Origin of the sequence: Staphylococcus pasteuri, assembly GCF_030547725.1 — a bacterium.
Classification (GTDB): Bacteria; Bacillota; Bacilli; order Staphylococcales; family Staphylococcaceae; genus Staphylococcus; species Staphylococcus pasteuri.
The window spans coordinates 18,654-37,693 of record NZ_JAUOQO010000013.1 but is presented as its reverse complement, the minus strand read 5'-3'; the positions used below and the strand labels follow the sequence as shown (position 1 = coordinate 37,693).

The following is a 19,040-nucleotide window of genomic DNA, read 5'->3' as shown; positions in this document are numbered from 1 at the left end:
ATGGTGCCGGCCAGAGGACTTGAACCCCCAACCTACTGATTACAAGTCAGTTGCTCTACCAGTTGAGCTAGGCCGGCAATTAAATGGTGGAGAATGACGGGTTCGAACCGCCGACCCTCTGCTTGTAAGGCAGATGCTCTCCCAGCTGAGCTAATTCTCCTGTTATCTATTGCCTGGCAACGTCCTACTCTAGCGGAACGTTAGTCCGACTACCATCGGCGCTAAAGAGCTTAACTTCTGTGTTCGGCATGGGAACAGGTGTGACCTCTTTGCTATTGTCACCAGACAAATTAACTTACTTTATTAATGATAAACGTTTGTTTGATTGATTTCAATAGTCAATTTTACACTTTATTAAAAAGAATTTTACATTCTCTTTACTTCCTCTGTGTTTTTGACGACTTTTATATATTACTTCATTTGTTTTATAAAGTCAATGGTTTGTTTCAAGTTTTTTAAAAAACTTAGAATTAAGTCCGTTCAACTTTTCCACTTGAATTATTCTATCACATCTCTACTCACTAAACTATAGGTATTATTACTTTCCATCAATAAATTTGTTACTTTTTCAAACTAAAGGTAACAAATTGTTTAATCATTATTTTTCATTTTTATAATAAAACAAAAGCACTAACCACCTGAGTGATTAGTGCTTATATAGAAATCATTTATTTTTGTCTCATATATGGGAATAATAATACATCTCTAATTGATGGAGAATCAGTTAATAGCATAACCAATCTATCAATTCCGATTCCTAAACCACCTGTTGGAGGCATACCATATTCTAATGCTTCAATATAGTCTTCATCCATTTCATGCGCTTCATCATTACCTTGTTCTTTTTCAACTAATTGAGCTTCAAATCTTTCTTTTTGATCGATAGGATCATTTAACTCAGTGAATGCATTGGCATGTTCTCTACCTACAATGAATAGCTCGAATCTGTCTGTAAATCTTGGATCTTCCGGATTCTTTTTAGCCAACGGTGAAATATCAATTGGATGACCGTATATAAACGTTGGTTGAATTAATGTTTCTTCTACTTTTTGTTCAAAGAATTCATTTAATATGTGACCATACTTCATGTTTTCAGTAATTTCAATACCATGTTCTTTAGCTAGTGCTTTAGCTTCTTCATCTGATTTAACTTCATAAAAGTTTACGCCAGTAGCTTCTTTAACTGCATCAACAATGTGCAATCTTGTCCAAGAAGACTCTAAGTCGATTTCAGTACCATTATATTGAACTTTAGCTGAACCAAGCACTTCTTGTGCAATGTGTCTAACCATTGATTCTGTTAGGTCCATAATGTCATGATAATCTGCATATGCCTCATATAATTCAATCATTGTGAATTCTGGATTATGTCGTGTAGATACACCTTCGTTACGGAATACACGTCCGATTTCGTATACTTTTTCTAGTCCACCTACAATTAATCGTTTTAAATGTAGTTCGATAGCAATACGCATATATAAAGTAGCATCTAATGCATTGTGATGAGTAACAAATGGTCTAGCAGCAGCACCACCAGCAATTTGGTGCATCATAGGCGTTTCTACTTCTAAGAAACCTTGTTTGTTTAAGTAATTACGCATTTCTTGAATAATCTTACTACGATTAATAAATGTACGCGTACTATCTTGGTTAGTGATTAAATCTAAGTAACGTTGACGGTAACGTTGCTCAATATCTTGCAATCCATGGAATTTATCAGGTAATGGTCTTAAAGCTTTAGTTAATAAAGTAAATGATTTAGCTTTTACTGATAATTCACCAGTATTAGTTTTGAACATTACACCTTCAACACCAACAATGTCTCCTAAGTCAGCGTTTTTCCATAAATCAAATTGTTCATCTCCAACTTGATCTTTTCTTACATAGATTTGGATTTGCCCTGATAAATCTTGAACATGTGCAAATCCCGCTTTACCTTTACCACGTTTAGTCATAATGCGTCCAGCTATAGCTACATGGCTTTGTTCTTCTTTTTCATGTAATTCTTCTTTTGAGAATTCGTCCCAATCTGTTTTTAGCTCAGATGCTGATGCAGAACGATCATATCTTTGACCAAATGGATCAATTCCTAAATCTCTTAATTCTTGTAATTTTTGTCGACGGACCTGCATTTGGTCATTCATTTCTTCTGACATAACTTTCTCTCCTTTAGGTTTCTTGTTTTCAGTTAATTATTTTATACGTTCTAGTTGGAAATATTATAAATTAGCAACCATTTGTTGTTCTATTGATACTTGATACAATGTTTTTAATTCCAAAAATTATTTTAGCACTTTTAAGATACTAAAAGCATATTTCCCTTTTCTATAACATAACGTCAATATAGTTACCTTTCAATTCTACTAAACCATAAAGATGTTATAAAGGAATTTTTACTTTATCCTAACGCATGAGTTTAAATCCATTATAAAATAAATGCTTTTTCAATTTATTCTTTGTACTTTTTAACTGTATTATCCTCAGTGACTATTGACCCAATCGTTTTATTAGAGCGAGGTTCAATTTGTTTAGAGGCAATGTCGTTCAATGGAATCAATACAAAAGCACGCTCAACCATTCTAGGATGAGGTACTACCAAATCATTCTCTTCTATAATGTTATTTCCATATAATAATATATCTATATCTAATGTACGAGGTCCCCATCTAATTTTTCTAACACGATGAAGTTCTTGTTCTGTATCTAAACAACATGTTAACAATTGTCTTGCTGTTAATGTTGTTTCAATTTCTATACATAAATTTAAAAATTTAGGCTGATCGGTATACCCTACTGGATCTGTTTCATATATAGGGGATATATCTGTAACATCAATATTTTCGTATTGATTTAAGATTTGAATAGCTTGCTTTAATTGTTGCTCTCTGTCGCCTATATTACTTCCCAAACCTAAATATGCTTTAATCATTTAATGACTCTCCCTCACTATTTCAATACCTACTCCATCGTAGTGACCAGGTATAGGTGGGTTCTCTTTAGTGATTCTAACTTTTGTTTCCATTACACGATTATAGTGTGAATTTATACGTTTTGCAATACGTTCAGCTAGATGCTCGAGTAAATTCGAAGGCTCACCCTCAACAATAGATTTTACATCTTCAAACACTTCTCCATAATGGACTGTATCCTTTACATCATCTGACTTACCAGCGTCTTTCAAATCAACTTTTAAAGTGAGATCTACAACAAATATTTGTCCTATTTCATTTTCAGCTGACAATGCCCCATGATATCCGTAAAAACGCATTCCATTAAGAAATATGATGTCTTTCATTTTCATTCTCCTTTAAAAAGTCCATACCTTGTGCAATTCGAGCGTTGAGTTCGACATGGTGAACTCTGACAGCTTTAACGCCCTTCATTATACCATAGGCAGTTGTTGATGCTGTAGCTTCATCCCTCTCTAAAGGTTTGGTATCTTTACCTATCATTTCCTTAATAAACCTTTTACGACTAGTCGCAAGTAATACCGGATATTCTGTAGCTACTAATTCATCAAGTCGAGCCATCACTTCATTTTCTTCTTCACGTGTTTTCGCAAAACCTATACCTGGATCAAGCCAAATTTTTTCTTGAGGAATACCAGCCATCTCAGCTTTATTAGCTTGCGATAATAAAGTTACTAACATTTCATCGACAACTGGTTTATCTCTTTGTCCATCACCATTATGCATAAGTACGATTTCTGCATTGTAATTAGCGACAACTTCAAATATTTTAGGATCAAACAATCCAGCCCATTGATCATTAATCATTGTAGCGCCTAATTTTAAACAAGCTTCAGCTACTTCACTTCTATATGTATCTATTGATATTTGTGTATCGAGTTCTATTAAAGACTTAACTACAGGTACAACTCTATCTAACTCTTCCTCAAGCGTAATTTCTTTATATCCTGGTCTTGTTGATACACCACCTACATCAATAATATCAACACCTTCATTTATCATTTCTTTCGCTCTTTCAACCGCATTTTCAACTGAATTGTATTTTCCACCATCTGAAAATGAGTCTGGCGTAACGTTAAGTATGCCCATAATTTTTGTTTTTGACATTTAATCACCTTTTCATTTCATTAATATAAATATCATTAGTCTCACTTATAATGATATCATTACTCACATAATAATTTCAGTGTCAAAATCAGAATGTTCGATAATTATATCGATTAATCTGTAAATAAAATGATTTCACTTACAATAAGACATAAAAAATAGCGGAGTTACACACCCCGCTAATACATCTATTATAATTAATCATCGAATGAGTATAAAGGTGTAGATAAGTAACGTTCACCATTACTTGGTAATACTGTTACTACTGTTTTACCTTTACCTAATTCTTTTGCTTTTTGAATGGCTGCATGAATAGCTGCACCTGAAGAAATACCTGATAAGATACCTTCTTCTTTAGCAACACGACGTGCCATTTCCATTGCTGTTTCATTTCCTACTTTAATAATACTGTCGTAAATATCAGTATTTAACGTATCTGGAACAAATCCTGCACCTAAACCTTGTAATTTATGTGGTCCTGGTTCTCCACCACTAAGTACTGGAGATGCTTCTGGTTCAATAGCCACAATTTCAATTTCAGGATATTGTTTTCTTAATACTTTACCTACACCTGAAAGTGTACCACCAGTTCCAACACCAGCTAAGAACGCATCAATTTTTTTACCTTCAAATTGTTCTACTAATTCTGGACCTGTTGTAAGTTCATGAATTTCAGGGTTTGCTTGGTTTTCGAATTGTTGTGGTTCAAAATAACCGTGTTCTTCTTTTAATTCTTTAGCTTTTTTAATAGCGCCTTTCATAGCTTCTGATCCTGGAGTTAATACTAATTCAGCACCATATGCTTTTAATAAGTTACGACGTTCCTGACTCATTGTTTCAGGCATAGTAAATACTGCTTTATAACCTTTTGCTGCACAGACAAATGCTAAACCAATACCTGTGTTACCACTTGTCGGTTCTACAATTGTATCACCAGGTTTAATTTTTCCTTCTTTTTCAGCTTTTTCAATCATAGCTAATGCGATACGGTCTTTTACTGAACCGCCTGGATTTTGATATTCTAATTTAACATAAATATCTGCTGCATCTTCATCAACAACATTTCTCAACTTAACTACAGGTGTATTTCCAATTATTTGTGTAATATTTTCTACTGGTTTTTGTGCCATTAAAAACACTCCTTTTCAACGAAATTAATAAAGCTTAGTCTTTTTATCGGATATCTTTATTCTATCAGAATTTTCTCAAAATACAAATATATTTTATTTATACTGAAATTGAGTAATTGTTATACATTTTAAAATCTTCCCTAAACCAAATTAAAGTAAACGTTAACTCAAAATACTACCAATATATTAATTAATTTAAGCCATAGATTCTAATAATTGATTTAATTCGGATTCACTATAATTGTATTTATTACCACAGAAGTGACAAACTGCTTCTGCACCATGATCTTCTTTAATCATATCGGATATTTCAGCTTCTCCTAATCCTTTGATTGCGTTCAAGAATTTTTCATGACTGCAATTACATTCGAATTGTACTGGAGAAGTTTCCAATATTTGAACGTTATCTTCTCCAAGTATTTCATTTAAAATACCTTCAGGTGTTAGGCCTTGTTCAATTAATTTAGATACAGGTGTCATTTGGTTAATAGCTTCTTCCAACTTATTAATAGTTTCTTCTTTAGCTCCCGGCATTACTTGTATAATAAATCCACCGGCTGCTTTAATTGTGTTATCAGGATTAACAAGTACACCTAATCCAACTGATGAAGGTGTTTGTTCACTTGTAGCATAATAATAAGTGAAGTCTTCTCCTAATTCACCTGATACAATTGGACTTGATCCAGAAAAGTAATCTTTCATACCTACATCTTTAACTACTTGAATTGAGCCTTCTGTCCCAACTGCTCTTCTTACATCTAATTTTCCTTGTTCATTTAAAGGAAAATGCGTTTGTGGATGGTCTACGTAAGCGCGTACGTTACCTTTTGCATCCGCATCCGCAATAATTTTCCCTATTGGACCGCGACCATCAACTGTTACTGTTAATTTTTGAGTTCCTTTTAACATTGCGCCCATCATTACCGTAGCAGTCATTGTTCTTCCCATTGCTGCTGAGGCTGTTGGCCATGTATAGTGTCTTGTTTGTGCTTCTTGAACTGATTCAGTTGTTAATGAAGCATATGCTCTTATTTCTCCATCAAATGCTAGGGCTTTAACTATATAATCATGTGTCATTATTTATTTCTCCTTTTAATGAGGTTCTCTATTATTTATCATTTCATATTTTGAATATCATTTTCGAATAACTATTATACATCTGTTGCTTATTTTCATGAAATTATTTGTTTCACATTATATTTACTTTGCTTTTTAAAAGAAGAATCGAGTTTCGCTATAGTCTAAGCTAACTTTCTTCTCTCGCTATTATTTATATAAAAAACATCCCCTTACTATTACAGTAAGGGGATTGAACTAAGAACTAATTATTCTCTATGATTTGGATCATTAGGATTATATGGTTTATCAATGTTTGGTGATTGTTCATGTCCTGTTGATTCAGTATCTGATTCATCATTATCATGATCACTTTCACCGTCATTATTATCTAAAGATTGTTCTTTTCGAACATCTTCATATGATTTACCATATTTACCATCTTTGAATTCTGAGTCAGTTTCTGTTACAACTTCTGCAGAATCATAATCAACTTCAGGTAATTTACCTTCATGGAATAATGATTGAATTTGTTCTGCAACCAATGTTTCCTCAGTAAGTAATGCCTTAGCAATAAGTTTTAATTGTTCTTGATGTTCTAATAAGATTTCTTTACAACGTTCATATTGTTCTTTAACAATACGTTGTACTTCTTTATCAATTTCATAAGCAATTTGACCTGAGTAATTTGGTTCACCTTGCATATCTTTACCTAAGAATACTTGGCCATTACCGCTACTAGAGAATTGTAAAGGTCCGAGTTTTTTACTCATACCATATTCAGTAACCATTGATCGAGCAATTTGTGTAGCTCTTTCAAAGTCGTTTGAAGCACCTGTAGAAACCTCACCGAAGTTAATATCTTCTGATACACGACCACCAAGTAAACCACAAATTTTATCTAATAGTTCTGGTTCTGTCATTAAGAATCGGTCTTGTTTAGGTAACATCATCGCATAACCACCAGCTTGTCCACGTGGAACGATAGTCACTTTGTGAACAACTTCTGCTTCATCAAGTACCATACCAATAATAGTATGACCTGCTTCGTGGTGAGCAACAATATTTCTTTCTTTATCAGAGATAACACGTGATTTCTTAGCTGGACCAGCGATGACACGGTCTGTCGCTTCTTCTATATCACGCATGTCAATTTTGTTCTTGCCTTCACGTGCAGCAATTAATGATGCTTCGTTTAATAAGTTTTCTAAGTCAGCACCAGAGAAACCTGGTGTTCTTTGAGAAATAGCTTTTAAATCAACAGTTTCATCAAGTGGTTTGTTTTTAGCATGTACATGTAAAATAGCTTCACGACCCTTAACATCGGGACGACCAACTTGAATTTGTCTGTCAAAACGTCCAGGACGTAATAACGCTGGGTCTAAAATGTCAGGACGGTTTGTAGCAGCAATCATGATGATACCTTCATTTTCACCAAAGCCATCCATTTCAACTAATAATTGGTTAAGTGTTTGTTCACGTTCGTCGTGTCCACCACCAACACCTGCACCACGTTGACGACCTACAGCATCGATCTCATCGATAAAGATAATACATGGTGCATTTTTCTTAGCATTTTCAAATAAGTCACGTACACGACTTGCACCAACACCGACAAACATCTCAACAAAGTCTGAACCACTTATTGAGAAGAATGGTGCGCCGGCTTCACCAGCAACAGCACGTGCAAGTAATGTTTTACCAGTACCTGGAGGTCCAACAAGTAAAACACCTTTTGGTATTCTAGAACCCATTTGTTTAAATTTCTTGTTATCTTTTAAGAAGTCTACAATTTCTACAAGTTCTTGTTTCTCTTCATCTGCACCTGCAACATCTGAGAAACGAACACGGCGTTTACTGCTATCGTACATTTTAGCTTTGGATTTACCAAAGTTCATCATACGACCGCCGCCACCGCCACCTTGAGCTTGGCTAAGGAAGAAAATAAATAATAATGCAATGATTAAAACAGGAATCAATGTTGTTAGAATACTAACAAACACACTTTGTTCTTCTTCTTCTTTAACTGTAAATTTCAATCCATCTTGTTTCTGAGCTGTATCAGTAATTTTTTGTAAATCTTTTTCGTTGTTAAATAAAATTGTTGATGAATAATCTTCACCTTTTTTTGTTTTACCGCTTACCATGTATACGTTTTGTTCAGGTTGAATTTCTAATGATTTTAAATCGCCTTTATCCAATTTACTAACAAACTGCGTATATGTAAGTTGCTTTGGCATATTTCCATTACCATTTAGGAAAGAAAAAAGGCCAAATATTATAACGCCTATAATTGCGATAACTAGCACATTGCGAAACGCTTTCTGCATGTGTCATTTCCTCCTACTTCCAATAATAAAACTAACAAAAATTGTAACACAATACATCTTGACCAGGCTACTATTTCAACTTTAGTATTGGTTCTTCAATTTTAGTCAACTTCCACTATATAGATTTTTAATTTTTAGTTATATCATGATTTAAAAATAAGTAATGTCATGTTTAATTTAGACATCGTGATTTAAATTGAGTCTACACTAAAATGATGTTTAATCATAGTAATAAAACATCGTACCCAACTTTTTAACATCAAAATTAACTTGTTACTTTATGAATATACTTCCGGTTTTAAAGTGCCGATGTAAGGTAAGTTTCTATAATGTTCTCCGTAATCAAGTCCGTATCCAACTACAAACTCGTCAGGAATTTTTTTACCTACGTATTTTGCTTCAATATTAGCTTTTCTACGATTTGGTTTATCTAATAAAGTAACAATTTCTAATGAGTTTACTTTTCTTGATTGTAATAATTCAGTAATTGATTTCAATGTTGTACCAGTTTCTAAAATATCTTCAATAATTAAGACATCTTTGTTTTCAATAGAAGAACCTAAATCTTTGATGATTTGAACTTCACCAGTTGATTCAGTACCACCGTGATAACTTGACACATCCATAAAATCAATCGATAAATGTGTATCAATACGTTTGATTAAATCCGCCATAAACATGACTGATCCTTTTAAAATCCCAATACAAACAAGTGGTTTATCTTGATAATCTTTAGTCAACTGTTCTCCTAAGTCCTTACAAATGGTTTGAATTTCTTCTTCACTCATTACAATATTTTTTATATCCTTATGCATTTGCTATTCATCTCCAATATTTCTAATGTTTATATAATGTTTATAGTTTTTATTGATATATAACTGACCCACAGCGATAACATTTCCCTCTGCATTAATAACAATTGGTAAACGATTGCGTTCAATAGCATCGATTTTACAATCAATCAATAACCGACTTACTTTTTTATGTTTGTTTTCACTACCGTTTAATAAAAAACGGTCACCATTTTGACGTGTTCTTATAGTTAATGGTAATTGTTCTAACGGGAAATCTGATTGTATGATAATTTCATAATCTCCAAAGTGATATGTATGAGGTGTTTCGATGACTTTTATTGAACTTACATCTTTCATTTCTGTATTAGTCATTATTATAAATGTATCATATGAAATTTGAATTATCCATTTATCTGTAATATCAATCGTAAATTGTGATTTTTGACTTGCAAATTGGTCGAACCATGACTGATACATTTTATCAGATATTGAAGTTGCTAAGGAGATTTTTTCAAATATTTGGTCAAGTACATGCACCTTTACATTATCTGTTAATTGATTAAAGCTGGTTCTTGGAATAGTAATTTTAGTTCGATTCGCCTTTATAAGAGCTTGTTCATCAATAAATTGGCTCGCTAAATTGCGAAGTGTTTCTAATTCTTGATCATGCCAAGATTTTAACTTTAATAAGTGGTCGATACTTAATTGCTCGTTGTCTAAAATCGCAGGTAAAATACGATTACGTATATCATTTCTTACATATACGTTTTTGTGATTTGATGCATCTTCATAAAATGGAACATGAAATTCCGATTGATACTTCTTAATTTGATCTTTAGAAATATTTAATAACGGCCGACAAAGTTTATAATGTTGACGATTTGATTCATAAGCAATGCCCAGAGTACTACGAGTAAATCTCCCTGTAAACAACCTATAAAATATAGTCTCAATTTGATCATCTTGATGATGTGCTGTTAATAATACATCAGCCTTAAGTTTTTTCATCATAAAATCAAACCAGTCGTAGCGATATTGACGCGATTCGTTTTGAATACTATTTCCCGCTTCTACGATATTATTTAAATCAAGGTCTTTAATATAATAGTCAATATGGTGTTTTTCGCAAAACGTTTTAAAGAACGTTTCTTCCTCTGCTGATTCTTGTCGTAAGCCATGATTAACATGAATGCATGTTAATTTACGATATGTATGTTGATATTCATTTAATAAAAGATGTAATAGGCACATGCTATCTATTCCTGTTGATACAGCTAATACAATATGGTCATCTTTTGACCAACCTGTTGAATTCATTTCCATCAACTATTCACCTCCGCACAAGCTAATCAAATACCAAATCATCATTACAATAAAAATAGACTGCTCCTTCATCAAGAAACAGTCTTAGATTGTCTGTCCATTTACAGAAACTCACAATACAAAAGTTATATTATTGTAACAGACTTAATTTATGAAATTAACGTTTTGAACCTTTACCGCCGCGTCTAGATTCAGTTTGACGTTTTATAGAAGTTAATTTATCTTCACTATCTTTTAAGAAGTTACTTAATTTCTTTTCAAAGTCTTCACCTTTTGGCGCTGGTTTACTTTGATTTGATTTATTATTATGATGTGGTTTACGTTGTGGGCGATCTTTAGCCTTTTTAATTGAAAGACTAATTTTGCCATCATCTGCAATTGAAAGTACTTTTACTTCTACTTCATCACCTAAAGATAAATGATCTTCCACATTTTCAACGTAGTTATCAGCCACTTCACTAATATGGACTAAGCCACTTTTCCCTTCAGGTAACTCAACGAATGCACCGAATTTTTTAATACCAGTGACTTTACCTTTAAGCTTGTTTCCTACTTCGATTGACATATTCTAAATAAATCCTCCCGATTTCATTCGATTTTAACTTTATTATATTCCTGTTGAAGCAATTTCACAATGCTATAATGAGATTTACTTTAATTAATTATCACTATCTGACGACTTAGACTTAGAGGATTTATTATCATTTGGCAACCTAAAAATAACTTCGCCTTTATTACTTAAATAATAATCATCTCGTGCCACTTTTTCTACGTAATCTTTATCATTTAAATTATTTAGTTTCTCTTTTAAAGCAATCTCTTCATCTTGCTTTTTTTGATATTGTTCTTCTTTATGTTTTCGTTCTACAGCGTCTTTATCATTGCTGTGCTTTTGGACGACAAGCATAATGCATAATAAGATGATTATTGCTAACATGATTCCGCCAAATAAAGTGATTCTTCGGCGAACAACACGCATCTTTTTGCGTTGTCTTTGTTTCTTTTGGTTTTCTTTAGATGTATATTGATTACCAATATTTTCAACTTTATTATTCATTGCTTGTCACCTCTCTTTGTTTATTCAGATTCATTAATACGCTCTTCTTTAACTAATTCGTACATACCTTTAGCATTCTCTTTAGAAGCATGCTCATTTAATCCTGTAACATTAACAGTCACAAGTTTCTGTCCGAAGCGAATAACTAATACATCTCCAACTTTAACATCTGTTCCTGCTTTTGCTACATTGCCATTAATTGTAATACGTCCTTGATCACTAATTTCTTTAGCCAATGTACGACGTTTGATTAATCTAGATACTTTTAAAAATTTATCTAATCTCATTAATGATTCTCTCCTTGCTCTAAATATTGTTTAAGAGCCACTTCATCAAAATCTTTATTTTTTGTTTTATCATACAATGACATGAAATGGTCTGCAAATACTTTCTCAAATTTCACACGTGGTTGTTTGCCTTCCTTGGATTTAGCCGTCGCCCAAATTGATTTTAAATCATCAATTGATTCTGCTGATGCATCACTAAATATATGAGGATGTCGACGAATCATTTTAGCATTTAAGCTGGCAATCACTTCTTTAACATCAAAATAGCCTTCTTTTTTACCAATGCTTGTATGCAGTAACACTTGTAACAGTATATCTCCAAGTTCTTCTACCATGTGCCAATCATCTTCATTATCGATAGCTTCAAATAACTCAAACGTTTCTTCTAGTAAATAACGTTTAAGCGTTTGATGTGTTTGAACTTTGTCCCAAGGGCAACCTTTTTCATCATCAACTAATAAATCAATCGTCTGCTCTGCAAAATCAAAGTCATTATAAAGTGCCTCTGATTCTATAACTTGAGGGACAAAAACACTAGTTAAGTTATTAAACGCATCTTCAAAATGATCAAGTTCATATAATGCACATTGCGTCACTTGTGCTTCACCAGTACGTGCACCTGTCACAATTGCTACCTCATGTTCATCTGGATATCTTTCCATTAAAGTTAGCTTAATATCTGCTGCTACCATTTCACTATAAACTTGCGTAATAAGTGTATTTGTACGCACATTTAGTTGCACTTCTTTTAAAGATGTAGCATCAAGTAGTGTGAAACCATCATTAGGATCAACATTCACAGCTTCAAATACGTCATCGATGAAACTTTTACCACCTAGTACTTTTACATCTATATCGTTATTTTGTGCATGATACTCCATTAATTTCATAGTAGTCGTTTCTGCCACACGTGGATGCCCTGGAACTGCATAAACAATGTCTGATTGTTGTGCTTTATCAATCAATTGTTTAACAATTTCGTCATACACTTTTTCAAATTGGTCATTATTTTCATAAATATCATCGAAACCTTCAAATTCTATTTCATTTTTAAGGTCCTCAATAACTGGATGTTCAAGTGTACGTGCATATATCTTAGGTTGTTTTTGTATAAAACGATATATACCTAATGGCAAATCTTCTATACCATAGTTTCCTAAACCAATAATAGTAATAGTTTGTGTCATTAACGTCTTCCTCTCTTAAAATGATATAGCTTATCTCCTAAAGGTAAAAATTTAAGTTCTCTATAACTTAGTACATTAAAAATACCGACATATATCATAAACACACCTACGCCAATCAATGCACTAATCATTAAAGATATTAATCCAATTACACGACCATTAGATGGTAATACAAACATTATTATTTGGACTACAACTGACATTATAAACAGCCCGACCACTAATTTAATAATAAATTTACCCATTTGACTAAAATGATAGGATTTTAAGACTGCCCAATGTAATATAGCGCAAAAAATAATTAATGATAATACTGTACTTATACTTGCACCTAATATTTGTAATTGATGAATAAAAATAACATTCAATATAATCTTCATTAATAATCCGCTTATAAACCCAATTAAAATAGGCTTCGTATTATTAATTACTTGTAGTAAAGCTATATCCATCATGATTAATGATACACCAATTACTGTTAGCATATAAACACATAACGTGCTTGTTTGACTATCCGTCTTAAAAAACACTTGATTCATTAGCGGTAAAACATTAATTAGACCTACACCTGCTGCCGAACTAATTAAGACAGTTATTTTTAATGAGGCGTTAGCATATCGGTTCATTTGTATAGATTGCTTCTTTTGAATTGCATCAGTTAATAATGGAATTAAGACAAAACTAAATGTCGTTGTAACAATTAATCCCATTTGTATAAATGAAGCACCTCTATCATATACACCTTTTTGTTTAATCGCTTCTATAAACGTTAATCCTGTTGTTTTAAGCGTATGAATAACAGTAAAACTGTCTGCTACTTGCCATAAAATAACAATCAACTGACTTAATGCAAAAATAAGTATAGCAATGAGTAAGTTTTTCCAGCGGATTTTTTCTTTATCATTATTCAAATTTAATTTAAATGGTCGTTTAGCTAATAAATACAATGTCGAACCTAAAAATCCTATAGATGACGCAATAATTGCTAATGTTCCAGCTTGATATATAGACCAATGTTGTTTCACAAATAACAATATAGCTATCATGATTAAACATACTCGAATTAATTGTTCTATAACCTGGGAAATGGCGGGTATATTCATTTCTTGTTTTGATTGAAAATATCCTCTTAGGACACCTAATACACCTACAAAAATAAAACTAAAGCTTGCCATTCTAATCATCGGTGTTAAATGTACATCACCCATTAATTTAGAAATCATGTTTGCACTACTAAAAATCACAATACAAATTACAAAACCTACACTTTGTATTACTAATAATACTTTTGAAAAGTATTGTTCATGTTGGTCTTTTCTTAAATTTTGTGTCACAGCACTTGGAATGGCATTCATAGACAAAATCATACCTAGCGCTACAATGGGGTATATTTGTTGATATGCATATAAACCTTCATCACCAAGTATATTTTGATAAGGTATTCTATAAATCGCACTTAAAATTTTAATAACAATTAATGCAATCGTTAGTATCACTACACCATTAAATGCGGGTTTATGCTTCATCTTGAATACTCATACTTTCTTCAATACATTTAACTAAGAATTTTAAGTTATCTAACCATTGCTTAGACTTAGTAAGTGTCACTTTCATTGTGCCATTCTCAACGCCAACTTTCATTGATCTACCAAGTGGTTGAGTATTTTTAAATAATGCTTCGCCATCTATATCAGTAGTAGATTTCTCTGATAATAAAATTTGAATTTGTTTACCTAAATCTTTAATTTTTGTAATACCTGCATGTAAAGCATGCGTTTTGATTTCTACAATATCTAATAAACGTTCAACTTCGACTGGATATTCATTAAAACGATCGATTAATTCATCTTTGATATCCATAAGTTGTTCTTCTGATTCCACTTTTCGTAGTTTCTTATAAATTTCAATTTTAGCTTGTTCATTTTGAATGTATTCTGCTGGTAAATAGGCGTCTAAGTTGAGTTCAACTTCGACTTCAGGTGTATCTGGTGTTTCTTCTTTAATACCTCGTTTTTCATTAACTGCTTCTTCAAGCATTTGAGAGTATAAATCAAAGCCGACAGAATCTATAAATCCATGTTGCTGTTTACCAAGTAAATTACCGGCACCACGAATATTTAAATCACGCATAGCAATCTTGAATCCTGAACCTAGTTCAGTAAATTCTTTAATAGCTTGTAATCTTTCTTCAGCTGTTTCAGTTAATACTTTGTTTGTAGGGTGAAGGAAGTAAGCATAACCAATTCTACTTGAACGCCCTACACGTCCACGCAATTGATATAATTGACTTAGACCAAATCGATCCGCTTCTTCAATAATTAATGTATTGGCATTCGGAACATCTACACCTGTTTCGATAATCGTAGTCGTTACCAAAATATCATATTCGTGATTAATAAAACTCAACATCGTTTCTTCTAAATCTCGTTCTGTCATTTGACCGTGTGCAACAGCGATATTAGCATCAGGCATCAACATTTGAAGTTGTTCTCTCTTTTCATATATTGATTGAACTTTGTTATATAAATAAAATACTTGTCCGTCACGAGATAATTCTCTTTCTAACGCTTCTTTAATAAAATTCGTATTTTGTTCTAATACATACGTCTGTACTGGAAAACGATTTTCAGGTGGTGTTTCAATAACAGATAAGTCACGTACACCAAGCATACTCATATGCAATGTTCTAGGTATTGGAGTAGCTGTCAGTGTTAACACATCCACATTATTTTTCAATGTTTTAATTCTCTCTTTATGACGTACGCCAAAGCGTTGTTCTTCATCGACAATAAGCAATCCTAAATCTTTATAGTGTATATCTTTTCCAAGTAATTTATGAGTACCGACAACAATATCTACGTAACCAGATTTCAGTCCTTCTTTTGTTTCTTTTACCTCTTTTGTAGAACGGAAACGACTAATTAATTGAATTTCTACAGGGAAATCTTGCATACGTTCTATTAATGTTTCATAGTGTTGTTGTGCTAATATAGTAGTTGGTACTAAAAACGCAACTTGTTTACCTTCCATAACTGCTTTAAATGCAGCTCGTACAGCAACTTCTGTCTTACCGTAACCTACATCGCCACATAATAAGCGATCCATTGGACGTTCTCTTTCCATGTCACCTTTAATTTCTTCAATAGATTTACTTTGATCGGGTGTCAGTTCATATGGGAAGTCCAATTCGAAAGTAGATTGTTCTGCAGTGTCTGGGCCAAATTGGTAACCTACAGACATTTCTCTTTGTTTATATAAATCGATTAATTCGTCTGCAATATCCTCAACACTTTGTTGAACTTTTGCTTTAGTTTTTTTCCACTCTGTGCCACCAAGTTTGTTTAAACGTGGCGATTTATCTTCAGAAGCAACATATTTTTGTACTTGATCCATTTGATCTACAGGAACGAATAATTGATCGGTGCCCTTGTACTGTAACTTAATATAGTCTCTATGTTGTTCTCCAACTTCTAGCGTTTCTACACCTAAATATCGTCCTACACCGTGGTGGACATGGACGACATAGTCTCCTACATTTAAATCTTGATAGGACTTAATTTTTTCAGCATTAGACATTGTTTTCGTACGTTTACGTTGCTTTTTCTGTTTTGTTTTAAATAATTCTCTTTCAGTTATCACAACTAATTGCATATAAGGTAATTCAAAACCTTCTGATAAGCTACCTTCTAAGACAACAGCTTGGCCACTTGTCGAAGCTTGATCAATATTTGTCACTACAGGAATATGCATTTCGTTTAACATAGATTGTATGCGTTCTACTTTTGTTTCTGTCTCAACAAGAACGATAACAGCATATTCATTTTGGATAAATCTTTGGAATTCAGAACGCATAATATCATATTGACCATAAAACTGTTGAACTGGCTTACATGAAAACTTGATAATATGTTCTAATTCAACAGGCATAGAAGACGTAAATAAAGTAAAGTAAGCAACCGGCTTATCTTGTAGAAGATTTTCAAAACCATCATACTGCATAAAACTTTGACCAATAAAACCATTACCACTTTCAATTAAGTTGCTTATAAAATCATCAACTTCAGTTGTCAAAGTTTCTTCTGTTTCTTTAATACGATTATATTCGTCAACTGCAATAACTACATCCTTAGAAAAATAATCGATAATAGTAGATGGTTGTTCATACATAAATGCCACTAATCGTCTTAACAATTGATGGTCAAAAAATGTAGATTCAAAGAGTTTGAAACTTTCATATGTTTCTTTCAAATCATTTCGTACAGATTTTTCTATTTTAGGTCTTGTTTCTTCATACGCTTCTTTTAAATGAGTTTGTAAATGATTGATGACCTCATCTGTAATAATATAATCACTCGCTGTCGTGATTTCTATACTTTCTAAATTATCATTAGATCTCTGAGTTTCAACATCAAAATCTCTAATAGAATCAATTTCTGTATCAAATAGTTCTATTCGGACAGGGGATCCAATTAGAGGATAAATATCAATGATTCCTCCTCTAAGAGAAAATTCCCCAATATGCGAAACCACACTTTCTCTGCGATATCCCATATTGACTAATTTATTTAAGAAATCATCAACTTCAATATCATCTCCAACATTCAATGTCATTTGATGATTGCGCCACATTTCTACAGGCGTTAACCATTTTTTCAATCCATTTAATGGGACGATAAATAACCCTTTCTTTCCATGAGCCAGTGCTGTTAGGGTTCTAACACGTTCACTCATGAGCTGAGGGCTTTGCGTAGAAAATTCTTCCGTCATGATATCTTGGACTGGATATTTATAAATTTCTTCATCACTGACGTATTGTAAAATATCTGCTTCGATTTTATCTGCTTGGTATAAGTTATTAGTCACTAATAACATTTGTTTATGGTCTGATAAATATTTTTCAGCAATCAATGTAGCTTTAGCTGAAGGGGATAGGCCAGTAACTAAAATATTATCTTGGCCAAACACTTGGTCTAATTCCTGAAAACGCTTATCTTCTTTTATATAGTTAGAAATGACTTGTCTCAATTGATTTCACCATTATATTCATTCATGACATTATCAAATCTAGATGTTTCTATAAATGCTTCCACTGCATTTGCTGAATGTTCAATGACTTTCTCCATTGTCATCATTTCTTCTTTTGAAAAGCGTTGTAATACATAATCAGGAACAGACATACCATTCGTAGGTCGACCAACACCTATACGAATTCTTTTAAATTGATCAGTACCTAGCATTTTAATAATAGACTTCATACCATTGTGACCACCAGCGCTGCCTTTTTGACGCAAACGCACGTGTCCTTGATCTAAATCTAAGTCATCATATAATACAATAAGATCTTCTACATCTACATTATAATAATCCATTAACGGGGCTACTGCCTCACCGGATAAATTCATCATTGTCATTGGTTCAATAAGTAAAACTTTGTCACCATTCATTCTTTCAATAGTGTATGCACCTTTAAATTTTTGCTTATCTAATTTAAATCCATGACGCTCTAATATATAGTCAATGACTTCGAAGCCAATATTGTGTCTTGTAAGTTCAAATCGTTTACCAATATTTCCAAGACCTACAATACATTTCATATGTCGTTACCTCCAAAATTAATGTTTATCATTTAGTGACTATTCTTCAAATGATATATTGTCTTCGATTAATATAACCAATCGTGCGTTAATCTTTATATCATTTATCAATACCACAATTTTATAATCATTCCCTATAATAACACAAAAAGCACTATGCTTATTAGTATAAGCATAGTGCTCGTCAATAAAGTTAAGAATCTTTA

16 protein-coding genes, 2 tRNA genes and 1 rRNA gene are annotated in these 19,040 nt (G+C 32.7%); all 19 read right to left on the bottom strand.

Annotated features, from left to right (window positions below; all coding sequences use genetic code 11):
• Position 1: 1 nt before the first annotated feature.
• The 19 genes from Q4528_RS11905 to pth all read right to left on the bottom strand — a co-directional run bounded on the left by Q4528_RS11905 (position 2) and on the right by pth (position 18,834).
• Positions 2-77: transfer RNA gene (locus Q4528_RS11905), tRNA-Thr, on the bottom strand.
• Positions 78-84: 7 nt separating this feature from the next.
• Positions 85-160, bottom strand: a tRNA-Val gene (locus tag Q4528_RS11900).
• 11 nt (positions 161-171) lie between these two features.
• A 5S ribosomal RNA gene (rrf, locus tag Q4528_RS11895) occupies positions 172-286 on the bottom strand.
• Positions 287-668: 382 nt separating this feature from the next.
• On the bottom strand, positions 669-2,156 hold the full coding sequence (lysS, locus tag Q4528_RS11890) for a lysine--tRNA ligase (RefSeq protein WP_029056256.1): 1,488 nt from the start codon (positions 2,154-2,156) through the stop codon (positions 669-671).
• Positions 2,157-2,449: 293 nt separating this feature from the next.
• Entirely contained in the window at positions 2,450-2,929 is a 480-nt protein-coding gene (gene folK / locus Q4528_RS11885; protein WP_017638124.1) for a 2-amino-4-hydroxy-6-hydroxymethyldihydropteridine diphosphokinase, read from the bottom strand.
• The gene (gene folB, locus Q4528_RS11880; protein WP_017638125.1) at positions 2,930-3,295 is read right to left on the bottom strand and encodes a dihydroneopterin aldolase; all 366 of its coding nucleotides are present in this window, start codon (positions 3,293-3,295) and stop codon (positions 2,930-2,932) included.
• On the bottom strand, positions 3,273-4,076 hold the full coding sequence (gene folP / locus Q4528_RS11875; protein ID WP_017638126.1) for a dihydropteroate synthase: 804 nt from the start codon (positions 4,074-4,076) through the stop codon (positions 3,273-3,275). The genes folB and folP overlap by 23 nt, the downstream gene beginning before the upstream one ends.
• Positions 4,077-4,273: 197 nt before the next feature.
• A complete protein-coding gene (gene cysK / locus Q4528_RS11870; protein ID WP_017638127.1) occupies positions 4,274-5,206 on the bottom strand; it encodes a cysteine synthase A in 933 nt (310 codons plus the stop codon).
• Between the two features lie 195 nt (positions 5,207-5,401).
• Positions 5,402-6,283: an Hsp33 family molecular chaperone HslO gene (gene hslO, locus Q4528_RS11865; protein ID WP_046467538.1), complete on the bottom strand. Its 882-nt coding sequence runs from the start codon at positions 6,281-6,283 to the stop codon at positions 5,402-5,404.
• 248 nt (positions 6,284-6,531) lie between these two features.
• Positions 6,532-8,592 carry an ATP-dependent zinc metalloprotease FtsH gene (gene ftsH, locus Q4528_RS11860; RefSeq protein WP_303521710.1) on the bottom strand — a complete coding sequence of 687 codons (2,061 nt, stop codon included), beginning with the start codon at positions 8,590-8,592 and terminating at the stop codon, positions 6,532-6,534.
• A 278-nt stretch (positions 8,593-8,870) separates the two neighbouring features.
• The gene (gene hpt, locus Q4528_RS11855; protein WP_017638130.1) at positions 8,871-9,407 is read right to left on the bottom strand and encodes a hypoxanthine phosphoribosyltransferase; all 537 of its coding nucleotides are present in this window, start codon (positions 9,405-9,407) and stop codon (positions 8,871-8,873) included.
• Positions 9,408-9,410: 3 nt separating this feature from the next.
• A complete protein-coding gene (gene tilS / locus Q4528_RS11850; RefSeq protein ID WP_303521716.1) occupies positions 9,411-10,709 on the bottom strand; it encodes a tRNA lysidine(34) synthetase TilS in 1,299 nt (432 codons plus the stop codon).
• A 157-nt stretch (positions 10,710-10,866) separates the two neighbouring features.
• Positions 10,867-11,274: a S1 domain-containing RNA-binding protein gene (locus Q4528_RS11845; protein WP_029056251.1), complete on the bottom strand. Its 408-nt coding sequence runs from the start codon at positions 11,272-11,274 to the stop codon at positions 10,867-10,869.
• 93 nt (positions 11,275-11,367) lie between these two features.
• Positions 11,368-11,766 carry a cell division protein DivIC gene (gene divIC / locus Q4528_RS11840; protein ID WP_017638133.1) on the bottom strand — a complete coding sequence of 133 codons (399 nt, stop codon included), beginning with the start codon at positions 11,764-11,766 and terminating at the stop codon, positions 11,368-11,370.
• Positions 11,767-11,786: 20 nt separating this feature from the next.
• Complete coding sequence (locus tag Q4528_RS11835; protein ID WP_046467536.1) at positions 11,787-12,053, bottom strand: RNA-binding S4 domain-containing protein; 267 nt, start codon at positions 12,051-12,053, stop codon at positions 11,787-11,789.
• Complete coding sequence (locus Q4528_RS11830; RefSeq protein WP_029056250.1) at positions 12,053-13,240, bottom strand: MazG nucleotide pyrophosphohydrolase domain-containing protein; 1,188 nt, start codon at positions 13,238-13,240, stop codon at positions 12,053-12,055. Before Q4528_RS11830 ends, Q4528_RS11835 begins: the two co-directional genes overlap by 1 nt.
• Positions 13,240-14,766 (bottom strand): polysaccharide biosynthesis protein, encoded by a 1,527-nt coding sequence (locus Q4528_RS11825; protein WP_046467535.1) that lies wholly within the window; start codon positions 14,764-14,766, stop codon positions 13,240-13,242. Before Q4528_RS11825 ends, Q4528_RS11830 begins: the two co-directional genes overlap by 1 nt.
• Entirely contained in the window at positions 14,756-18,265 is a 3,510-nt protein-coding gene (gene mfd, locus Q4528_RS11820) for a transcription-repair coupling factor (RefSeq protein ID WP_046467534.1), read from the bottom strand. The genes Q4528_RS11825 and mfd overlap by 11 nt, the downstream gene beginning before the upstream one ends.
• Positions 18,262-18,834 (bottom strand): aminoacyl-tRNA hydrolase, encoded by a 573-nt coding sequence (pth, locus tag Q4528_RS11815; protein ID WP_046467533.1) that lies wholly within the window; start codon positions 18,832-18,834, stop codon positions 18,262-18,264. The genes mfd and pth overlap by 4 nt, the downstream gene beginning before the upstream one ends.
• Positions 18,835-19,040 lie beyond the last annotated feature (206 nt).